Here is a 22322-nt window from a genome sequence, read left to right as displayed (position 1 = left end):
AATAAAATACTTATATAATTTTATGATTTGTTTCCTGTTTAAAAAACCGTTAAATTAAATTTAAAATAATGATTTTTATATTTAATTTAATTTAATTTAATTTAATTTGGTTGTAAAATAGGCTGTATATTTTTTGATTTATTTTTATAAAAATATGTGATTTATTGCATTATTTTTTCTTTTTATTTAATGAGTTATTTTTTCTTTGTTTAAAAAATAAGCGTATCGGTTTGCAAAAAATACCATCCCGACGAATGACAGTGACTCATCAATCCAAAAGTTACAGATGTTCAGGCGAATTTAAGTTTTTTACCGATGCACTTTTATGGAACACTGCTTGCTTTTTCTACACGATGCTTATCTTTTAAACGCTGTGTTGATTTTTTCCTTTGCAGATATGCCTCTTTTTTGTGCAGTAAATAGCCTTTATTTTTATGATGCTTCCAAATAGTTCAAAAAAACAGATCTGTTTTTGATAAAGATCAATTCCAAGGCACAGATGACCGACGCTCAGCACTTTTATGGGACAAAATCGAGATTTAACGCAGTTTTGATAGAGTTGGCACAGCAATTGCTAATTACTTTTCGATGCAATTTAAAACATAAATCAGTCGAATATCCATCATGGGGGAGATCAATATGATGAAATTTGCATGTAAAGCAATCGCGTTGAGTATTTGTGCAGTGACTTCGACTTTTGCTATGGCGGAAGAAACAAATACATTATCTCAATACGGCCTTAGCTTTTCTGGAACCGCTGCTTTAACGACAGATTATCGTTATCGTGGTATTACTCAAACTGAAAGTGATCCTGCGGTGCAAGGTGGTTTTACATTGACACATTCATCTGGTTTATATGCCGGTGTGTGGGGTTCAAATGTTAATTTTGGTGCTCCAGATCCACATTTGGAGTTAGATCCATATGTGGGCTATGCGACTGAACTTCCATTTGCGGGTAAACCGACTTTAGATGTGGGTTTATGGTACTACGGCTATCCAAGTGCATCTGATCTGAACTGGTTAGAATTATATGCAAAATTAGGCTTTAAAAATGTCTTGGCATCTGGCGACAGCTTATTGGGTAGTTTGAACTATACCAATGATTTTGCAGGTACAGATGAGAATGGCTGGTATGTAAACGCTACTTATAATGTTCCTTTCGCTGATACCGGTTTCGGTGGTGTTGCAAGCATTGGCTATACCAAAGTAGATCTTGATGAAGCTTTTGGTCAAAAAGATGCTAAAGATAATTATGTCGACTGGAAAGCAGGTGTGACTTATAGCGTTAAATCAGTATCGGGTTTAACGGCTGAACTCGCAGCGGTAGGTACCAATATCGATGCGCAGACTCAACCTTATAAGCGTGGCGTTGAGACAGGTGCTGTGTTTACATTGACTAAAGCATTCTAAGTTTCTTTGAGTAAATAAAAAGCTAGCACTGTTGCTGGCTTTTTATTGATTCAGGCACCGAGATATTAAGCCTGCTTAAAATATAGAGAACCCCATTCTGATAATCAGAAAGACCAAAAGGATCAGAAAAAATAATCTAATAAACTGACTGCCATATCGTAATGCCAGAAAAACACCCACTAAAGAACCCATAATATTACAGACGGCGATCGTTAATCCAATTTCCCACAATACATGCCCTGTAGGTATAAAAAACAAAAGTGCTGCGCTAAATGTCCCAAGGTTAATAACCTTTGCCGATGCTGAAGCATTGAGGAAATCAAAACCGAAAACTTTTACAAACAGAAAGAGTAGAAAACTTCCGCTACCCGGCCCAAAAACACCATCATAAAAGCCAATCAAGCCGCCAAAAAGGACTCCAAGGAAGATTTCTTTATGCCCACATTTGAGATAAGTACTTCGTGCACCTAAATCCTTCTTCAAAAACGTATAGACAGCCATGATGATGAGTAAACAAAAAATGACATATGTCATCAATTGCTTTGGAATGTAGGCAGTGGTCATTGCACCAATAAATGCAAATATAAATGCTGCAAGCATTGTGGGAATCAGAAGCTTCCACACAAACTTGATTTTATGAACAAATTTAAAAATAGAAGATGCTGTTCCAGCCCAAACAGCTAACTTATTTGTACCCAAAACGGTCGCGATACTGTGTTGTGGCAAAGCATGTAGTAAGGCAGGTATTTGTACTAAACCGCCACCGCCAACTGCAGCATCAATCAGACCACCACAGAAAGCAAAGAACCCTAAAGTCAGCAAGACGGTTTCATTAATCATCATATCAGCCAGTCTGAAAATTTTTATGTTGTCCGCACTTTTTAAGGAACAGCATGCGAATCTTGTTGGATGATGATTATTAAACAGCGTTTCTTTTGAATTTGCTGTTTTTTTATGCTGTTCAGGAACTAAAGTTTTGAATGAATAAAAATTATTAGCTTGGCTAAAAAGGTGCTTTTTATGCGCTATGAAGGGTAGCAGTCGCTCATTTCAGTTGCATGATTAGAAATACTTTGTCTTAGAACTTAGAAAATATTGAGTTGATTTTTATTAGTGTTTGATTTTATTTGTCTTTTTTTTGTTTTTGTGATTTGGCACAGCAATTGCTAATTAGCTTGTGATGCAATTTAAAGCTTAAAAATCAATTGAGTATCTAAAATATAGGGGGAGACCAATATGATGAAATTTGCATGCAAGGCTGCTGTATTGGGAATGATGACTGCAACATCAACTTTGAGTTTGGCTGAAGAAACAAAACTGCCATTCCCAGGAACGATTACAGGTAATGTGAATGTTGTATCAAGCTACAATTTACGTGGGATGACCAACTCACCGGAAAGTGATACACCAGCAGTGCAAGGGGGGCTGGATTATACACATGACAGTGGATTTTATTTGGGTTATTGGTTTTCGACTTTAACCGCTGCCTATGCTGATTTTAATACTTCACCAACCGATGTGAAGGAAGAGAAAAAATCCTTCGAAAACGATTTTTACGCGGGCTATAAAGGCAAAATTACCGAGGATATTGGTTATCAAATTGGGGGAACGGTTTATTACTATTATCCAGGTTGGGAATCGACAGGTTATGAAACCATCTTGGGGCTAAGTTATAAAGATTTCAGCATTACCGCACAGACTTTATTGAATAATGTGACTTTTGGAAACAAGGGCGATACCTATTTCTTGGCGACCTATGCGCCAAAACTTGCAGGGGGCTTTACGGGGAAAGCACAAGTTGCAGCCTATTATTATGGCGATGACGACGAGTATCTGGCTTATCAGGCCAAAGCTGGCGATGTAACCAAAACAGATTTTGCTTTCCGTCATGCAACGTTGGGTTTATCACATCCTTTGGGTAATACAGGCGCAACGTGGAGTCTGGATTATATTTTTGGCGGCTATACCCGTGATGAAACTAAACAAAAGAATAAAGTGGTATTAGCTTTAGGTTATGCCTTCTAATTGAGTCTGATCTATAAAAAAGCGACCGTGAGGTCGCTTTTTTAGCTTTGCTGACCGCGATAGGACAAGGCTTCAGTAATATGGCTGCTACTGATGAATTCACTTTCGGCTAGATCTGCAATCGTTCGAGCCACTCTTAACACCCGATGATAGGCACGAGCAGAAAGGTTGAGCCGCTGTTGTGCTATTTCAATAATTTTTGTCGAGCTGTCATCTAATAAGGCATGCTGTTCCAATAATTTTGGAGAGAGCGCCTGATTTAAACAATGTTGTCTTTGGATCTGTTTGTCATAAGCATGGATAACGCGTTGTCGTACCGTGTCAGAGTTTTCGGTTGGGGTACGATCCTGTAATTCTTGTGCCTGTAAGGGTGGCACATCAATGTGCAAATCAATGCGGTCTAACAAAGGCCCTGAAATCCGATTTTGATAACGTTGAATGCTGTCAGGCGAACATTGGCAACGACTATCCTGATTAAAGGCATAACCACAAGGGCAAGGGTTCATTGCGGCTATAAACTGAAAACTTGCAGGAAAAGTCATTTGTCGTGCCGCGCGTGAAATCACAATTTCTTTGGACTCCAGTGGTTGGCGCAGTACCTCAAGTACCTTACGATCAAATTCGGGCAATTCATCCAAAAATAAAACACCCAAATGCGCTAAGGTGATTTCGCCGGGTTTGGGTTGAGAACCACTGTCATTTACCTAAATAAATGTCAAAATACTTTCAATTCTATTGACTATTAGAGCTATTTTACCCTAAATTAATGTCATAATTTACCTAAATAGATGTCATTGAATTGGAATTTACCCGAAATAGGTGTCAACATATGCTAAAACAAGAAAGAAAAATAAACCCCACATGGAGAAGTGTTTCAGGGCAAATTAGTTTTCGTGGTGAAGCTGTTCCGTATGAGTCTACGCTGGAGCGCGATTTTTTAGTCTATCAGTCGTTTAGAAAGGATGTGATTGATATCGTAGCCCAACCTATTGTGATTCCATTTAGAAAAAATGGTAGGACATATCATTACACTCCAGATTTCTTTGTACAGGTCAAAATGCATCGCGGTATCAGCGGCTATGATGATCGCTCTATGCTGGTTGAAGTTAAGCCTCAAGAAGAATGGAAAAAACACTGGCGTGATTGGTCAATCAAATGGAAAGCAGCAATGCAATGGTGCAAAGAACGTGATTTTCGCTTTGCTATCTATGACGAGGGACGCATTCGCCATTTAGCATTGGAGAATATCCAATTTTTAGCACGATATAAAAATCTCGCAGTAGACGAGCGCGAAGTGGCGGCTATCTTGCAACAGATCGAACTTATGGGGAATACCACAGTTGAGTATTTGTTGGAACGGTTCTTTAAGGGATACATCTATCGACCACGAGGGCATCAGATCATTTGGCATTTAATGGCAAGGCAAAAGATTGGCTTTGATGTGTGGTCGGATATTAAAAATGAAGCAACGGAGGTATGGCATGAACCTACCAAATAATGATCAGGCTGATAGTGATATTCAAGATGAACCGACTAAAACAGGCTTTGGCATTTGGCGCGAAGCCGTTCACCTGACGACTGGCGGTATTTATCGCCACAAGAATACAGATCATGAGTATCAATTGTTGCATTTGATAGATTCCAATCAAGCAACATTTAAGAATCTAAAGACACTGCGCAATGAAATCTTGAGCGTGCATGATTTTAATAATGTGCGTAGTAAGCAAGGTGCTAGTGTTCAAGTTCATGCCGATGAAATTAGCGATATGGATTGGGAAAAAGCACAAAAGCGTTATATGGCGATTAAACCCCTCATGGGTGATTCGGACATCCGTATTAATTCGTGGTCAGGTGAAATTGAAAAATGGGCGAGTGAATGTGGTGTGTCAACCCGAACATTAATGCGTTGGATGAATGCCTACACCAGCACTTATTCTATTGCGTCCCTATTAGATAAAAAGCGCGGATGGGTTTCAGGCAATAGACGTTTACATGACCATATCCGAGAGTTAATTGATACGGTTATTCAGGAATATTATTTAAGCATTCAGCGCCCAACGGTTGAAGCAACAATCCGTGAAGTTTTTAAACGCTGTCATCAGATGGGTTGGGATAAACCAAGCAAAAATGCCATTCGCTATCAAATTGAAAGGATACCTGAGAAAGATCATTTGAAAAAAAGAGGGTATCGAGAGCGCGCCAAAAATAAATTTACACCGAAAGTCGGGCAGTTTCCGCAGGTAGACTATCCGATGGCAGTCATTCAGATTGACCATACTCCCGCTGATATTATTTTAGTAGATGATAAGCATCGTAAGCCGATAGGCCGACCATTTATCACAGTTGCTATTGATATCTATAGCCGCATGATTACGGGCTATTATATTTCACTAGATGCGCCGTCTGTGACATCCGTGGCTATGTGTCTATCGCGCAGTATCCTGCCTAAACAAGAACTTTTAATCAAGCATGGTTTGACTGATGTCAGTTGGGATGTCTTTGGTATACCACAAAAAATTCATGTGGATAATGGTTCTGATTTTAGAGCAGAGAGTCTTAGGAAGTCTTGTGCGCTGCATGGTATTGGCATTGAATTTCGACCATTGGCCCGTCCTGAATATGGTGGTCACATTGAGCGGCTAATCGGCAATATCATGCACAAGGTGCATGAATTGCCTGGCACGACTTTTTCAAATATTAAGCAGCGCGATGGCTATGATGCTGAAAAAAATGCGGCACTTACATTAGATGAATTTGAGCGCTGGTTTTTAAACTACGTGACCCGAATTTATCACCAATCTATTCACTCTGGCATTGGACGTACACCTAATGACCAGTGGCGTATCGGTATATTTGGTGATGGAGTTGAAGCTGGGAGCGGTTTACCAGTAATCCCTGCTGATGCACAAACTCTAACTTTAGATTTCATGCCTAGCTTTGAGCGTACTATTCAGCATACAGGGGTCACGATCAATGGGATTCACTATTATGACCCTTGCTTGAACAGTCTGATTAATATCAGTGAAGATAAGCAGAAAAAGAAATTTTTATTTAAGCAAGACCCGCGTGATATCAGCATTATCTGGTTTTTTGATCCTTTTCTACGCCAATATTTTAAAATCCCGTATGCCAATCAAGCTTTACCTGTCATGAGTTTATGGGAATACAACCAGCTTTATCGCATGGTAAAAGCAAAGCATGGCACTGTGAGCGAGGGTTTAATCTATCAAGCATGGGAAGATATGCAGAAACTGGTCGATGAATCACAAAAAAATACCAAGACGCTAAGGCGACAAGAGCAACGCCGTAAAACGCATATTAAATCACAAGATGTTTATCAGCCTGTCGAGCAAGCAGCACTTATATCTGAGCAAGATTGTGCAGTGTCGGGTGACATGACAATTCAACCAGTCAGCCAGACTCAGCAGCATGCTTTGGATAATGATGCGCCAACCTATTTTGAGGATATTGAATAATGCAGGATGCAGCGTACCTCCACATTCATGAAAAATTTCGGCCTAACGTCATACTGCCTGATCGTGAGCGGATTGCGTTTATTGACCAGCCACGCTGGATTGGTTATTCCAAAGCCAATCAACTTCTTAATCTCATGCAGGGTTTATTAAATCGCACTAAGCAGCATCGTATGCCCAATTTGCTCGTGGTGGGTGAATCCAATAATGGCAAGACTACGGTAATCAAGCAGTTCGTCAAAAAGTTTGGGCAAAGTTATATCGAAGATGATATTCGCTGGGTTGTGCCAGTGATCTCGATACAAGCCCCACCATCACCAAATGAAAAAGAGCTATATATCAGTATTTTGGAAAATTTAGCTTTACCGTATAAGGGTAGCGGCTCAACTGCGATGCTGCGCTACCAGATGATTCATGCGTTTAAGGAATGTCAGGTCAAACTACTAATCATTGATGAAATTCATTCCTTTTTGACTGGTACAGCCAGACAGCAACGTCAAATCATGAATTGTCTCAAATTCCTATGTAATGAACTTGAAATTCCATTGGTTATTGCGGGAACTAAAGATGCAGTGAGGATATTGCACACTGATCCGCAGCACGCCAGTCGTTTTGATGTGGCTGAATTATCGACATGGAATAATGATGGTGAGTTTAAGCGAATGGTTGGCAGCTTTGAGCGGTTTTTACCACTTAAAGAACCCTCTAATTTAACCGATACAACTAAGATTAATTTGATTCATAATATCAGCGAAGGGCGGATTGGCAACGTCAAACGTCTATTAAGTGAGTGCGCGATTGATGCGATTAAATCAGGTACTGAACATATCAGTGAGCAGGCTATCAAGGATAAGTCGTGGCTAAGACCAACACAGGGTATTCGCAAGGTCATCGGATAAATCCACTGACTGTACCAACACCATATCATGAGGGTGAAAGCATGACCTCATGGCTGGTGCGCGCCAGCTTAAATCAGGGCTGCGATCCGCTCACGTTTACGCAGTATTATTGGCCTGATTATCGTCTCTGGACACAGGATGTCGATAGAGGATTTAGTCAGGTAAACAGTGATATTCAGCATGATATAGAGATTATGGCGCGGATAGACACAGAAGTTGATGTGCCTGCCACTTTAATAATTTTTGCCGATAATTTGGGAGCTGAAATCAAAACACAAGCTGCGCCAATAGCGTGGACACAGCCCTTATCTAAGCGCAACCGCACCTCACAAATTGGCTATCCGCATTGCCCTGAATGTTTGGAGGTAGGCAAAAATGCTTATTTAAAATTATCTTGGCGTTACAGTTGGGTGATGTACTGTACGGAACACTACTTAAAACTACAAAGCCAGTGTATTTACTGCGATCAGCCCTATCAGCCGCAAATGCTTCAAGCCCAAGCTCGTTACTTAAATCGTTGTCATTATTGTGAGCAAAAGCTGGCAGTTGCAGCAGTATCTGAAATTGTTCATTTACTTGCTTATAACTTTCAGCAATGGGCTGAGCAGGTATGGAATGTCAGGCAGGGCTGGATACTTGAGCAGCAAGTATCGGCTGGAGAGTGGTTTAATCTGGTATTATTTTATGTGAGACTCATCCGCCGTGCTATTAAACGCCCTAACCATATGTTTGGGCTGCTGTTGACTTATTTTGGTTTCAAACTGGACGATGAGATACTTGAAACTGGTGCAACGGGATTGGCGCTAGACCTACTGTCCATTGATGACCGAGTTGAGTTGTTTAAACGAGTCTACCACCTACTGGAAATCTCTCCAGAACAATGGCTAGATGGCTGTGCAGAATGTGGAGTTAGCCAGAATAGCTTTAAATGGCACAAGGAATTCCAAGTACCAGCGGCTTTTATGCCCGTATTTTTACAGTTACCACAAAAGACTAAACGCTCGCCCCAAAAACAGATTCAAACGATTAATCCCAAATCTTCTGAAGCAGTAAAACAATCATGGGCGCGGTTACAGCGTAAGATAAAAATAAGGGAGTTTTATGAACAAAACCTCATCAGAAAATAAGCTGCATACCCATTGTGATCATTGTAATAAGCAGCACGTTAAAATCGTGCGCTACTATCAGCAAGAAACATACTGTGCCAACTGTTATCGAACATGGTTTACTAAAAAACCTTGTAGTAGTTGTGGTGAAATAAAGCGTCTGCATAAAAAAGAACACAGTAGCGTCTGTCTGGATTGTCGCCGTCATCAGCCTTGCATTCGTTGTGGGTGTGATGCAGTGAAGCATAGTGCGAATACGCCACAAGGTAGGGCTTGTCAGAGCTGCTACCAGCGCCATTTTAAAGCCCCACAGCAGTGCTTTGAATGCGGCAAGAAAAAGACAGGCTTATCGCGCTATCAAGAGTTACCGCATCAGCATCCTATCTGTGGTACGTGCTATCAGCAGCATGTATGTGAAACCTGTCCTGCCTGTCGGCGCTACCGTAAACTGGTGGATACCCCACAAGGCAAGCTGTGCCACAAGTGCCATGAGTTAGGTGAGATTAATTGTCCGTCTTGTCAGAAGTTGATGCCTGCTGGGTGTGGTGAGCATTGCTGGTCGTGCTATTGGCAACAACGCTTGATACGAGAAGTAGAAATCAATCAGAATAAATTTGCATCGGATGGAGTTAAACAAGGATATGGTGATTTTATTAAGTGGTTTGTGGCGCAGCGAGATTACCAAGTAGTCACGCTAAAACATCAACACTTTGTTAAGTTCTTTGAGCGCTGTAATGCACTTTGGGGGCAAATTCCTAATTACGATAAACTGGCTAATGAATTTAAGCCTGAGGGATTGCGCAGTCATTTAACTGTACTTCGGTGGCTAATAGATACAGGCCAAATCACTATAAATCTAAAAGTGAAAGATGATATTGCCGAGCAGGAACGCATTCAAAATCTCTTAGGTAAATTTGATGCAGTGCCTGAGCAGGTTGATCGCTACTATGAAATTCTGGTGAAGAAAATAAACGCGGGCAGAACCACGCTTAAATCGCTCAGGTTGGCTTTGCAACCCGTGGCGGGACTTTATCAGCAGTTTGGGTTGATTGGCGCTCAGGCGCCAAGCCAAGCGCAAATAGATAACTATTTGACCCTCAAGTCTGGTCAGCGCAATGCCCTTTACGGTTTTATCAATTATTTGAACCAGACGCAGGAACTGGAGCTTAAATGTGAAGTACCAGATTTAAAGCGGCGTAAACGTGCCAAGCGGCAGCAACTGGAGCAGGAAATTATGGGGCTTGCTAGGCAGACTACCCCCTTAAGCAAAAAAGACCAACTGCGCTGGTTGCAATTGGGTATGGCCTATTTCCACGATCAGGAAGTCAGCTTAAAGGCCTTAGCCAATGTACCAGTTTTCTGTCAGCCAGATAATGAAATGCTAAGACTTAATTATGAAGGTAAGCATTATTGGTTGCCGCGAGCTGGGCAGTAAGGAGCGTGTAATGAATTTTACGGAACAGCACTGCTTTGGGTTTGCGCTTAATCAGCAAGGGCAATTGGTTACGATTGACCAAGCTATTCAATGGCGACAAAAAGGACTAAAGCCGAGCTATTACTGCCCGAATTCTGAATGCAGCGGCGAATTGGTAACAGTGCTCGGGAAAGTCCGTATCAATCATTTTCGACATAAGACTAGCTTTTGCAATTTAGAAACTTTGCAACATCAGCTAGCTAAGCAAATTATTGCCCAATCTATTATTAACCAGAAACAAATTAGCTTGCTATTTAATTGTGCAGTTTGCCATAAGAACACGTATGAGTGGGCAATGCCGCCAAGAATAAACCATGAATAGCCACCGATTTTGTAGACACCAACATATCAAACCGTCCGCTTCTATAATTGCAAAAGTGCATATTCTAAAAACGGACATTTCTATTTTGGGCTTACATGTTAATTTCGCATAACCTCCATTATGTTGAATAAGCTCATATTCCAAGTTATCTTTAACTAAATGGTGTCTACAAAATCTATGGTTATTCAAATCTATAACTTAGAGCTTAGTAAAAGATGATTTATGAAAAAGATCTAATACAAATATTTTTTATCTTAGGTAACAATTTACTTTTGAAGTTCTATTCAGTATGCTTTCTGCGAATCTCGAGATGATTTTTTAGTATGCCACATAATAAGTTCTCAAAACTTATTCTTGCGTTTGTCCTGTTTTTGTTTACGATAACAACAACGGGAGCTTACTCGTGGGCGCCCGTTATAGCTAAAAATCTTGATCATCATCACGATGTGAATATCTCCGTTGAAACAGATAGTTCCAGCCAATGGTCGCTTATTCACCATGATGAAGAGCAGGTTTTTATAGAAGATACTAAAAATCACAACTGGACCAGTTATGATGAATCACCTTTTCATCATTCTACTCCACCGGTTCAAGCTAAAGACCAAATGAGCATTGATCCAGTTTTTCTCTTGAGTTTTTCCCTCCCGCTCATTCTGCTTTTCCTGAGTCTTTTTGAACGACCCGTTCGATCCTATGCACTTAGGAAAAGGATAGAATATCTTTGTAATTCCTATATATTTACAAAAGGTTTAATTGTTCTAAGAAATTGATTTTTCTGTACAAAAAATAATTTCCATTTTTTTGTATAGGTAAAGTCATGTCTAAAAAATATCAGATATTTCTTGCCTGTGGTTTAGTAGCAGCAACGACTCGATTATTTGCAGCATCTGATTACGTTCAGCTACAACAACAGGTAATTTCAAACGATTCAATTTTGAAGAGTTTGCAACAGTCTCAACACGCATATGCCATAAATCAGAAATATGCCGGTAGACTTAATAATCCTACGTTTAATCTTGAATTAGACAATTTAGGTAATTCAGACCTTAAAGATCTTGATGGGCCAACGACTATGATTGGTTTGTCCCAGGATATTCCTCTCAATAATAAACGCGCTTTGCGTAGGCAGTTGGCAGGTTTTCAAGGCAATAACAACCAATTTGAGGCATTGAAGCGTCAGGCTGAATTAAAAGCCGATTTCCGTGTTTGTATGTCAAATTGGTATGCGGCTTCAAAACGGGTAGAAATTTATTCTACCGAAAGCAAGATGAACGCGAGACAAGCCCATGTTCTGAATGAAAAATTGAAGTTTGGCAGAGTAATTCCATCTGATGTTCAATTGAGTTCAGCTTTATCGTCTGAATCAAAACTACGTTATCAGAACGAAGTGAAGAAAGTTCAATTTCAAAAAAATCTGTGTTCCAAATTCATATCTGTATTACCTGATCAAGCAATAGAAGTTCCTTTAAGCATTAACTTTGCGGATAAACTGAGCTTATCTGAACAAGAAGCCTTGCTTAAAACTCAACTGGCTAAAACCCAGTATGAATTAGCTAAAAAAGAAGCCGTGCCAGATATTACGCTGGGTTTAGGGGTAAGGAACTATCAGGAGACCAATGATCAAGTTTTCTTAGTTTCTACATCTATTCCCCTATCTGTTTTTAATCGAAATAAGGGGAGCATTGCACTTGCACAAGCGGAGCAAGTACATGCAGAAACTCGTTCTATTCTCGTAAACCGTAACTCCAAAATTGAATTAGAAAATAAGTCTATTGAAGTATCGAACCTGATTGATTCGATCAAAAATTATGATCAGTCCATACTTCCTGCCACCAAAGAAAGTTTGAGAATTGCTGAAATGGGGTATCAGGCAGGAAAAATTTCTTTACTTGAATTCAATACTATTAAGCAAATTTGGTTGGATAAACATCTCGCTCGATTCGATTTGTGGTTGGCTTTGCAAAATCAAATTGCAGAGGTTGAACGAAATTATGTGACCAATTTAGATCAAGAATAAGGCCTGAAAATATGAATAAACCAACCAATACTTTAATTACTACAGGTGTTATCGCTTTATTAGTCGTTTTATGTGCAATCGCTTGGTACAAAACGGGTAATAAAGCCGAAACTTCAAGTCATAATGAGGTGACTGAAGAAAAAGTTGCTGTAGCAGGAGATGAAAAAGGCCCGCATGGGGGCCGTTTATATCGCGATGGTGATTTTGCTGCTGAAGTCAAAATCTTCGAGGAAGGGGTAGAGCCTCATTTACGGGTGTATGGCTACTTTAAAGATAAGCCATTAAAACCAGAAGAGATTAGTGCCAATATTTTTATCCAGCGTCTTGATGCAGAACAAACCATATCATTTAAGCCTGAAAGCGATTATCTGATTGGGAATGAAATTGTCTATGAGCCACATTCATTCTTGATGGTGATCAATGTTGATTATCAAGGTAAAAAACATACTTGGAAATGGGATACCAAAGAGGGACGAGTCACTATGCTTGATAGCAGTATCAAGAGCAGTGGTTTGGAACTTTTAAAAGTTGAACCCATGATGTTTGAAAATGCACTCGAACTCAAAGGTGAACTTAAATTTCCTGATAATTTTGAAGGCTTTATTACACCTAAAACGAGTGGAACATTAATAAAAACGTACCGTTCAATTGGCGATAAAGTGAATCAGGGGGATCTGTTAGCGACTGTGCAAAGTCAGGAGTTAATCCGTCTTAATGCGGAACGTACGCTTGCATTGGATACCTTACAATTTGCCCGTAAAAAGATGGAACAGGAACGAGTTTTATTTCAAAAGAAAGTTTCACCTGAAATTGACTACATCAATGCCAAACGTGAATTTGAAAATGCTCAGACTAGGGCCAATGAGCTGAATAGCTTAATCCGTTCCTATGGGGGGGCAGGTAATGGAACAATTGAAGTCAGAGCCGCAATGTCAGGTACGATTCTACAAGTGCTTGGTGCTGTTGGTTCTAATGTAACGCCATCATCTCCATTGTTCAAAATTGCCAATACAACTCAGTTACTTGCTGTGGTTAATGTGCCTGCGGATCAACTGGATGCCATTAATCCAAATAATAAAGTAACTGTTAAGCCTCAAACTCAAACAGGCACAGAAGAAGCATTGGGGCGCATCAAATATATCAGTGACGTGATTGATCCAAAAACACGAACTGCGCAAGTTTTTATTGAAATTCCCAACCAGTTCAGATGGCGTTCAGGACAGTTAATCACTGCACAAATCTTTGAAAACCAGAGCATGAAACCGATGGTTGTCCGTGAAGATGCTTTGCAAAACTTCCGTGATTGGGATGTGGTGTTTATTCGTGTCGGGAATGACTTTGAAGCACGTCCTCTAGAGTTAGGCGATAAATTTAATGGTTTTGTTGAAGTTAAATCTGGTCTAAAAGCAGGGCAGATTTATGCAGCAGGTAATTCTTATTTATTAAAAGCAGAGCTGGGTAAATCTGGCGCTACTCATGATCATTAAGGAGTAGCGTTTATGTTTGACCAAATTGTAAAGCTCTCGATAAAGAATCGTTGGCTGGTACTGATCATTTTCCTATTCATAGGGGCATTTGGCGTTTACAACTATTTTAAACTGCCAATTGATGCTGTACCCGATATTACCAACGTACAAGTTCAAATTAACAGTGAGGCCCAGGGCTTATCTCCAACCGAGATGGAATCCCAGGTCACCTACCCCATTGAAACGGCTTTGGCTGGTATTCCTAATCTGGACTATACCCGATCAGTATCCAGATACGGCTTATCTCAAGTGACTGCGATTTTTAAGGAAGGCACGGACATTTACTTTGCCCGTCAGCTAGTGAATGAAAAGTTGCAAGGGGTTACACCAAGTCTTCCAGGAGGTATATCGACTTCTATGGGTCCTGTTTCTACAGGACTTGGCGAAATCTTCATGTACACGGTGGAAAATGCAAAAAACAACCCGACTCCACTTTCACCGACTGAATTGCGAACACTTCAGGATTGGGTGATCAAGCCTCAGCTTCGAAATGTCGAAGGTGTGAATGAAATCAATACGATTGGTGGCTATTTAAAACAATTTGTTGTACAGCCCGACTATGCGTATTTACGAAGTATTGGTCTAGATCAAAAGACTATTTTGGATGCTATTTCTAAAAATAGCATGAATAAAGGTTCAGGCTATATTGAGAAGAATGGTGAGCAGTACTTGATACGTTCTGATTCTCAAATCAGTTCGATTGAACAAATTCAGAATATTCCGATCACCACAAGCAATGGTTATATTTTGCGTTTAAAAGATGTAGCTAAGATTTCTATTGGACATGAACTCCGTACAGGTGCTGCAACAAAAGATGGCCAGGAAATCGTGCTGGGTACAGCTTTTATGCTGATTGGAGAAAACTCTCGTAATGTCGCTCATGCAGTAGATCAAAAATTACAGCAAGTCCAAAAGTCTTTACCTGAAGGTGTTGAAGCCAAAGCAGTATATAACCGTACGACATTAGTTGATGCCACGATTGAAACCGTGAAGAAGAATTTGCTCGAAGGTGCAATTCTGGTCATTGTCGTGTTGTTCATTTTTCTGGGTCATTTCCGTGCTGCACTGATTACCGCAATGGTGATACCACTGTCTATGCTGATGACCATAACAGGTATGGTGAATCAGAAAATTAGTGCAAATTTAATGAGCTTAGGGGCTTTGGACTTCGGGATCATTGTAGATGGTGCCGTGGTAATTGTTGAAGCCTCACTTGCCAAATTGGCGATGAAGCAGAAAGAATTAGGACGAATACTCACCCGTCAAGAACGATTCACGACGGTTTTTGAAGCGACTAAGGAATCACGAAAAGCCATTCTCTATGGTCAGTTGATCATCATCTTGGTGTATTTGCCGATAATGACCTTGACTGGGGTAGAAGGCAAGATGTTCACGCCTATGGCAATGACCGTAGTGATGGCATTGGTTGCCGCTATGCTTCTATCGATTACATTTGTACCTGCAATGGTGGCTTTAGTGACCGCAGGTAAAATCAAAGATGAAGAGTCTAGAATTGTTTACTTCATTAAAAAGATTTATAACCCGGTCTTAGATTGGTCATTGAATCATAGGTACAAGCTGATTGCTTTTGTAGCTGTATTCTTTGTATTTAGTGCAAGCCTTTCAACACGATTGGGGTCTGAATTTATTCCCTCTTTAGATGAAGGTGATGTGGCATTACATGCGCTGCGTATACCGGGCACGTCCTTAACTCAAGCGGTCGAAATGCAATATGCGCTTGAGAAAGAAATCAAGAAAATCCCTGAGGTTCAAACGATATTTGCCAAAGTCGGTACGGCTGAGATTGCAACTGATCCGGTGCCACCAAACGTAGCTGATAATTTTGTCATATTGAAACCACGCGATCAGTGGCCAGATCCCGATAAAGAAAAATCCGCTATCGTTGCTGAAATTGAACGTGTTTCTAAAAGTGTATATGGAAACAACTATGAGTTCACTCAACCGATTCAAATGCGATTTAACGAACTTATTTCAGGTGTCCGTACTGACGTTGCTGTAAAAATTTACGGAGATGATTTAGAGCAGCTTTTGGAATTAGGGAATGGTGTTGCAGATGTACTTGAAGGTGTGAACGGTACAGCTGACTTGAAAGTTGAACAGATGTCGGGACTGCCAATGGTGTCTGTTGAACTCAAGAAAGACATGATTGCGAACTATGGGCTAGATGCAGAAGATGTGCAAAAGCATATTTCTAATCTAATCACCGGTGAAACAGCAGGTAAAGTATTTGAGGGTGATCGTAAGTTCGATATTGTTGTGCGGATGGATCAAAACTCAGTAACTGACCTGGAAAAACTGTATCAAATTCCTGTCAGTTTGCCTGATGGTTCAAGTGTATTGTTGTCCGAATTGATTGAATTGAAGAATATTCAAGGACCCAACCAAATTTCTCGTGAAAATGGTAAACGTCGTATTGTGATCACGGCAAACGTGCGTGGTACTGATATCGGTAGTTACATTGCTGATGCACAATCAAAATTAAACTCTGATTTCCAAATGCCAGAAGGTTACTGGCTCACTTGGGGCGGTACTTTTGAACAAATGGAGTCCGCCTCTAATCGACTTATGATTGTTGTACCCATCGCTTTGATTTTGATATTTGCAATGATTTATATGGCCTTAGGCAATATCAGAAATAGTGTGCTGGTCTTTACTGGTGTGCCTTTTGCATTAACGGGTGGCGTCATTGCTTTAGCCCTCCGTGATATTCCTTTCTCTATCTCGGCTGCTGTTGGTTTTATTGCTTTATCGGGTGTTGCAGTACTCAATGGTTTGGTACTCGTATCGGCCATTCAGAGATTGCGTGATCAGGGTGAAGGGCTGATTGATGCAGTAAAACATGGTGCATTAGAACGTTTGCGGCCAGTGCTGATTACTGCACTGGTTGCCTCTTTGGGCTTTATCCCTATGGCTTTAAACGTGGGGATTGGTTCAGAAGTACAGCGCCCAATTGCAACCGTTGTTATAGGGGGAATTATTTCCTCAACGCTACTTACCTTGATTATTCTGCCCACCCTGTATGTTTGGTTTAACCAAGCTCTTCAGAAAAAATCTGACGATTTCGCTGAGCAGAAAGGGTAGAGAAGTTCAATATGATGGCAATAGTGCAAGATTCAAAAATGAGATATGTGATGATGTGGCTGGTTTGCATCATCAGTCTTGCACTATGTCTGCATTTTAACGAGCATGCGACTGAAAACCGCTTTCAAGAGCATGCCTATGTAGATGTGATTCATACTCATCATCATGAGGTAAATCAGCAACATTCACATCATCATCAAGATACCTATTACGAACATTTTTCTAATGTTGCATCTCTCAAAGAAATAGCACTCATCTTGCTTCTGTTAGGTGCGCAAATATTTGACCGTACGAAGAAATACGCTCTATTGCTTGCAAGTCGTATTTTTAAACCTCCAAAAAAATCATGAGTTTTTTGAACCATTTTTTAATTTTTGGAGTTTGATTTAGATGCAAATTATTGATTCACATTATGTGAAGCTCAAAACCTATTTAAAGCTGTTGATTGCTTTATGTATGGTCTTGATAAGTCCTGCACTTTTTGCTCATGGAGTTGCAGAGGGTGACAAAGGCTATATACAGGAAATCTACGGTGTTCATGTGATCCCCTTTATTTATCTGGGCGCCAAACACATGGTTACAGGTTATGACCATTTATTATTTCTGGTCGGTATTATTTTCTTCTTATACCGTATGAAAGATATTGGTTTGTATGTCAGCCTGTTCGCCATCGGTCACTCAGTTACCATGCTGATAGGGGTGTATTACAACATTTCGATGAATGCATACATTATTGATGCAATCATTGGTTTTTCTATTGTTTATAAAGCTTTAGATAATTTAGGTGCTTATCAGCGCTGGTTTGGATTCCAGCCCAATACAAAAATTGCCACGCTGATTTTTGGTTTGATTCACGGCTTTGGTTTAGCTGTAAAAATTCAGGAATATGAAGTGCCAGATGATGGCCTGCTTGCGAATCTGATCTCTTTCAACATCGGGGTCGAATTAGGGCAACTCATGGCATTAGCCATCATTTTACTGCTTATGACGATGTGGAGAAAAACCCCTTATTTCTTCAAAACAGCATATCAAAGCAATGTCTTCTTGATGTTCCTTGGTTTTCTACTTGTTGGCTACCAACTCACTGGCTTCATTACACAATAAGGATCTAAATTATGTTTAACGCTGAAATTCCAAAAGATGTTGAATTACCCTCTTCAAAGAAACTGATTAAATCCACTGTGGTTGCTGCGGTGAGTGCCGTTGTTGTTCTTGTGACTTGTGTAATGCCAGCCGAATACGCTATTGACCCTACTGGTGTAGGTAAAGTTTTGGGTTTAACCAAAATGGGGGAAATCAAGCAATCTTTAGCGGCTGAATCAGAGAATGGAATGGGAGAGACCCCTCAGATCCCTTCAGTAAATACTGCTAATAGTTCGGTTGCTCAGGCTGCTGTAACAAATGATAGCTCAAATACAATGCCCGCTATTAAGAAAGAATCGATCTCTATCGAATTAAAACCTAACCAGGCAACTGAAGTTAAGTTGGCTATGCCTAAAGATGCAAGTGTAAGCTTTGATTGGAAATCTTCAGGTGGTGGTCTGAACTATGATACCCATGGCGATCCTGTAAATGCGCCAAAAGACTTTTATCATGGTTACGGTAAAGGTAAAAATGAAACTGAGCAATCTGGCACATTGACTGCTGCATTTGACGGAAAGCATGGCTGGTTCTGGCGAAACAGAACAGAAAATCCAGTGACTGTAACTTTGAATATTGAAGGTCAATTCAGTGAAATGAAAAAGGTCTTTTAATTTTTGGAATTCCAGATGAGGCCTAAGCCTCATCTGGAACCTGTATGGCATAAAAGTTAGGTTTTAAATAAGGAGTCCCTAAAATGCTAGAAGTATTAAAAAACATAACATATCGGCATTTGTTCTTAGCTCAAGTTATCGCTTTGATTGGTACGGGACTCATTACTATTGCTCTAGCCTTGCAGGCTTACGACATCGCAAAAGGGCAGGCAGCGCAGGTCCTGGGTATTGCCTTGGCAATTAAAATGATTGCTTATATTGGGGTCGCACCCATTGCTTCCGCATTTGCTGAAAGATTACCGAGAAAAAAAGTTTTGGTGGGCTTAGATGTCATTCGAGCTTTAACCGCATTGTGTCTGCCTTTCGTGACTCAAATCTGGCAAATCTATATTTTGATTTTTATTCTACAGTCTGCTTCAGCCGCTTTTACCCCAACATTCCAGGCCATGATCCCGGAAGTTTTACCCATAGAAGAAGAGTATACAAAGGCTTTATCTCTGTCTCGTTTAGCCTACGATCTGGAAAACATTATAAGCCCGATGCTTGCAGGTTTATTACTCACAGTGATGAGTTATCACAACTTGTTTTTGGGAACTGTGGTTGGATTTATCGGTTCAGCATTATTTGTAGTCAGTGCAAAATTACCAAATGCGAAAATGCCTGAGTTTATCGGGGTATATAACCGGATCAAACAAGGCGCAAAAATATATTTCAGAACACCTCGTTTAAAAGCATTGTTAGCTTTAAATCTCGCTATTGCTTCAGCCAGTGCAGTCGTTATCGTAAATACAGTCGTTCTTGTTCAAACGACCTTTGGCTTGACGGAAAAAGCGACGACATGGGCATTTGGTTTATTTGGATTAGGTTCAATGCTTGCTGCATTTGCATTGCCAAAAATATTAGATAAATTGAATGATAGAGCTGTCATGCTTTCAGGGACTGTGGTTCTCGTCGTTGGATTACTGAGTGGCTACTTTATTTCTACCTATGCTTGGTTATTAGCACTTTGGTTTATATTAGGCATTGGTTATTCGGTTTCTCAAACACCCACTGGACGTCTTATTAGAAAGTCTGCCTCAAGTGAAAACCGGGCAGCACTATTTGCAGCTCAATTTGCATTTTCCCATGCTTGTTGGTTAATCACTTATCCATTAGTGGGCTGGTTAAGTACAAACTTTGGAACATTGATTACTTTTGTGCCTATGGCATTCATTGCCCTCGTATCCATGGTCGTCGCATTTGTTATCTGGCCAAGAAAAGATGATTTAATTCTAGAGCATACTCATCCTGATTTACCGCAGGACCACGAGCATTTATTGCAGCACAATCATAAAGGTAAGCATGAGCATGAATTTATGATTGATAGATATCACCAGCATTGGCCTAAATAGTGGCTTATATTTTTTTATTCTTAAGTGCATTTGGGGCAGCAACATTACTGCCTCTGCAATCCGAATCTGTATTAGCTGGAATACTAATCCTAGGAGAATATTCAGCCATTTTACTTATAAGTGTAGCAACGCTAGGAAATGTTTTAGGCTCATGCGTGAATTGGTGGTTGGGAGTACAAGTTGAAAAATACAAAGATAAGAAATGGTTTCCTGTATCTGAAGAAAAGTTATTAAAGGCACAAAACCTATATGGGCGTTATGGTTCACCTTTACTATTATTAAGCTGGGTTCCAGTGATCGGTGATCCAATTACCTTAGTCAGTGGCGTGCTTAAGGAGAAATTTTCTAAATTCCTGTTTTTAGTATTGATAGCCAAGTTTTTTCGTTATGTTTTCATCTATCTGATTTATTTGAAAATGGCCTAAGTTGTGTTAGCTTTGATTAAATATCATACAAATTGATATTCTTACTATTGGAGATGGGATTAGATGAAATTTTTTTTATTAATATGCTTTATAGGCATGTCATTTACTTATGCAAATGCTCATTCTGGAGGAACAAACTCACAGGGTTGTCATACCAATAGTAAAACTGGTGATTACCACTGTCATTGATAGGTCAGTGCACAGTTTTCTATTTTAAAAACTGTGCGTTTAAATTATACGTAGCGCTTAATTAAAGCTAAAAATTCATTCAGTTCTTGTTCCTTTATTTCCGCAGTATCACCTAATACATGCTTTCTAAGAGGCTTTGTTGCACAAAGATTTGAAATGCAAAGCGCCCCTAATTGAGCTAAATTTAAGGCGTAACTTGGGTAAGTGGTCGACCTAATTCCGTAAATCTGTTAAGGACTGCTACACGTGCATGGATTTCATTCACTTGGCTATCAAAACTCCTTGCACTGAGTTTACCTCCTAATAATTTAATGCAATGCATCTTAGTTTCAACCAAACTTCGCCGATGATAGCCTGACCATTTTTTCCATAGTGTCCTGCCTAAACGTTTAATTGTTCGAAGTAATTCATTTCGCTCTAGCGAGCTACTCTTTGTATCTTTCCATTGTTTCGCATTTTTTCTAGGTGGAATCACCGCATGCCCTTGCCGATCTGCAATGACCTGACGGCATTGCTTGGTGTCATAAGCTCCATCGGTATAAACAGAGTTAATCTGCTCATCTTGTGGAATCTGATTAAGTAAATCACCAAGCACCTGTGAATCACTGACATTATTGGTTGTAAGCTGAACTGCTCGTATTTGTAGGGTTTTAGCATCTATACCAATATTTAGTTTACGCCATTGGCGACGATATTCAGGCTGATGTTTCTTACGTTTCCATTCGCCCTCACCTAGAAACTTCATGCCTGTAGAGTCCATGAGTAGATGCAGCCCATCGCTACTTTTTTGGTAGCTGATTACAATATCAATATGCTTTTGTCTTCTACAAAGCGTGGTGTAATCTGGAGCTATCCAATTTAATCCGCAAAGTTTAATCAGACTTTGCACAAAGCCAGTAACCATACGTAAAGACAGACGAAATAAGGATTTAATCATTAAGCAGCATTGGATAGCTGCGTCGGAGTAGGTTTGATTTCGCCCTTGTTTGCCTTTTGATGGCGCATACCATTACATAGCAGGATCAAACCAAATGGCAATATTTCCGCGACTCATAAGTGCTCGGTTATATGCGGGCCAATTGGTTGTGCGGTAGATTTTGTGTGTAGGCTTCTTCATTTGAAAATTATATCGCTGAAAAACCCTTTACAGATAGGTTTGTGCAACAAAGCCACTGTAATGCATTATTTTCGCCTTGTTATATAAATTAA

Annotated in this window: 19 protein-coding genes and 2 pseudogenes; 18 read left to right on the top strand and 3 right to left on the bottom strand. The window is 40.0% G+C overall.

Annotated features, from left to right (window positions below):
• Positions 1 to 639: 639 nt before the first annotated feature.
• On the top strand, positions 640 to 1410 hold the full coding sequence (locus tag F896_RS00200; RefSeq protein WP_004802085.1) for a TorF family putative porin: 771 nt from the start codon (positions 640 to 642) through the stop codon (positions 1408 to 1410).
• 75 nt (positions 1411 to 1485) lie between these two features.
• Here the strand turns inward: F896_RS00200 and F896_RS00205 are convergent, their stop codons facing one another.
• Positions 1486 to 2250, bottom strand: coding sequence for a sulfite exporter TauE/SafE family protein (locus tag F896_RS00205; protein WP_032882590.1), 765 nt, complete (start codon positions 2248 to 2250; stop codon positions 1486 to 1488).
• Between the two features lie 396 nt (positions 2251 to 2646).
• Here F896_RS00205 and F896_RS00210 point away from each other — a divergent pair, with 396 nt between their 5' ends.
• A complete protein-coding gene (locus tag F896_RS00210; protein WP_016165236.1) occupies positions 2647 to 3435 on the top strand; it encodes a TorF family putative porin in 789 nt (262 codons plus the stop codon).
• 41 nt (positions 3436 to 3476) lie between these two features.
• Here the strand turns inward: F896_RS00210 and F896_RS00215 are convergent.
• Positions 3477 to 4127: pseudogene (locus F896_RS00215) on the bottom strand (ATP-binding protein); the annotation flags it as partial.
• Between the two features lie 137 nt (positions 4128 to 4264).
• Here F896_RS00215 and F896_RS00220 point away from each other — a divergent pair.
• The 16 genes from F896_RS00220 to F896_RS21505 all read left to right on the top strand — a co-directional run bounded on the left by F896_RS00220 (position 4265) and on the right by F896_RS21505 (position 21113).
• Positions 4265 to 4933 (top strand): heteromeric transposase endonuclease subunit TnsA, encoded by a 669-nt coding sequence (locus F896_RS00220; RefSeq protein ID WP_016165234.1) that lies wholly within the window; start codon positions 4265 to 4267, stop codon positions 4931 to 4933.
• Positions 4917 to 6911, top strand: coding sequence for a Mu transposase C-terminal domain-containing protein (locus F896_RS00225; RefSeq protein WP_016165233.1), 1995 nt, complete (start codon positions 4917 to 4919; stop codon positions 6909 to 6911). The genes F896_RS00220 and F896_RS00225 overlap by 17 nt, the downstream gene beginning before the upstream one ends.
• Positions 6911 to 7807, top strand: a complete 897-nt coding sequence (locus tag F896_RS00230; protein ID WP_016165232.1) for a TniB family NTP-binding protein — start codon at positions 6911 to 6913, stop codon at positions 7805 to 7807. The genes F896_RS00225 and F896_RS00230 overlap by 1 nt, the downstream gene beginning before the upstream one ends.
• Positions 7765 to 8934 carry a TniQ family protein gene (locus F896_RS00235; protein ID WP_155765800.1) on the top strand — a complete coding sequence of 390 codons (1170 nt, stop codon included), beginning with the start codon at positions 7765 to 7767 and terminating at the stop codon, positions 8932 to 8934. Before F896_RS00230 ends, F896_RS00235 begins: the two co-directional genes overlap by 43 nt.
• Entirely contained in the window at positions 8909 to 10348 is a 1440-nt protein-coding gene (locus F896_RS00240; RefSeq protein WP_016165230.1) for a hypothetical protein, read from the top strand. Before F896_RS00235 ends, F896_RS00240 begins: the two co-directional genes overlap by 26 nt.
• A 10-nt stretch (positions 10349 to 10358) precedes the next feature.
• Positions 10359 to 10709, top strand: coding sequence for a competence protein CoiA family protein (locus tag F896_RS00245; RefSeq protein WP_016165229.1), 351 nt, complete (start codon positions 10359 to 10361; stop codon positions 10707 to 10709).
• A gap of 323 nt (positions 10710 to 11032) precedes the next feature.
• A complete protein-coding gene (locus F896_RS00250) occupies positions 11033 to 11479 on the top strand; it encodes a hypothetical protein (protein ID WP_016165228.1) in 447 nt (148 codons plus the stop codon).
• 47 nt (positions 11480 to 11526) lie between these two features.
• The gene (locus F896_RS00255; protein ID WP_005248670.1) at positions 11527 to 12726 is read left to right on the top strand and encodes a TolC family protein; all 1200 of its coding nucleotides are present in this window, start codon (positions 11527 to 11529) and stop codon (positions 12724 to 12726) included.
• Positions 12727 to 12737: 11 nt separating this feature from the next.
• Positions 12738 to 14213 carry an efflux RND transporter periplasmic adaptor subunit gene (locus F896_RS00260; RefSeq protein WP_016165227.1) on the top strand — a complete coding sequence of 492 codons (1476 nt, stop codon included), beginning with the start codon at positions 12738 to 12740 and terminating at the stop codon, positions 14211 to 14213.
• 12 nt (positions 14214 to 14225) lie between these two features.
• Positions 14226 to 17354, top strand: a complete 3129-nt coding sequence (locus F896_RS00265) for an efflux RND transporter permease subunit (protein ID WP_016165226.1) — start codon at positions 14226 to 14228, stop codon at positions 17352 to 17354.
• Between the two features lie 11 nt (positions 17355 to 17365).
• Positions 17366 to 17704, top strand: a complete 339-nt coding sequence (locus tag F896_RS00270; RefSeq protein ID WP_005403915.1) for a hypothetical protein — start codon at positions 17366 to 17368, stop codon at positions 17702 to 17704.
• A 40-nt stretch (positions 17705 to 17744) separates the two neighbouring features.
• On the top strand, positions 17745 to 18458 hold the full coding sequence (locus F896_RS00275; RefSeq protein WP_016165224.1) for a HupE/UreJ family protein: 714 nt from the start codon (positions 17745 to 17747) through the stop codon (positions 18456 to 18458).
• 11 nt (positions 18459 to 18469) lie between these two features.
• Positions 18470 to 19108: a hypothetical protein gene (locus F896_RS00280; protein ID WP_016165223.1), complete on the top strand. Its 639-nt coding sequence runs from the start codon at positions 18470 to 18472 to the stop codon at positions 19106 to 19108.
• 83 nt (positions 19109 to 19191) lie between these two features.
• Positions 19192 to 20499, top strand: a complete 1308-nt coding sequence (locus F896_RS00285; RefSeq protein ID WP_016165222.1) for an MFS transporter — start codon at positions 19192 to 19194, stop codon at positions 20497 to 20499.
• Positions 20496 to 20924, top strand: coding sequence for a YqaA family protein (locus F896_RS00290; RefSeq protein WP_081402399.1), 429 nt, complete (start codon positions 20496 to 20498; stop codon positions 20922 to 20924). Before F896_RS00285 ends, F896_RS00290 begins: the two co-directional genes overlap by 4 nt.
• 63 nt (positions 20925 to 20987) lie before the next feature.
• Positions 20988 to 21113: a YHYH domain-containing protein gene (locus F896_RS21505; protein WP_155765798.1), complete on the top strand. Its 126-nt coding sequence runs from the start codon at positions 20988 to 20990 to the stop codon at positions 21111 to 21113.
• Between the two features lie 184 nt (positions 21114 to 21297).
• On the opposite strand, the pseudogene F896_RS00295 reads toward F896_RS21505, so the two are convergent.
• Positions 21298 to 22230 (bottom strand): annotated as a pseudogene (locus F896_RS00295) (IS5 family transposase).
• Between the last annotated feature and the right edge of the window lie 92 nt (positions 22231 to 22322).

Source organism: Acinetobacter genomosp. 15BJ, assembly GCF_000400715.1.
Lineage (GTDB): Bacteria > Pseudomonadota > Gammaproteobacteria > Pseudomonadales > Moraxellaceae > Acinetobacter.
The sequence above is the reverse complement of the archived record's forward strand: the minus strand, read 5'-3'. Positions and strand labels throughout refer to the sequence as shown.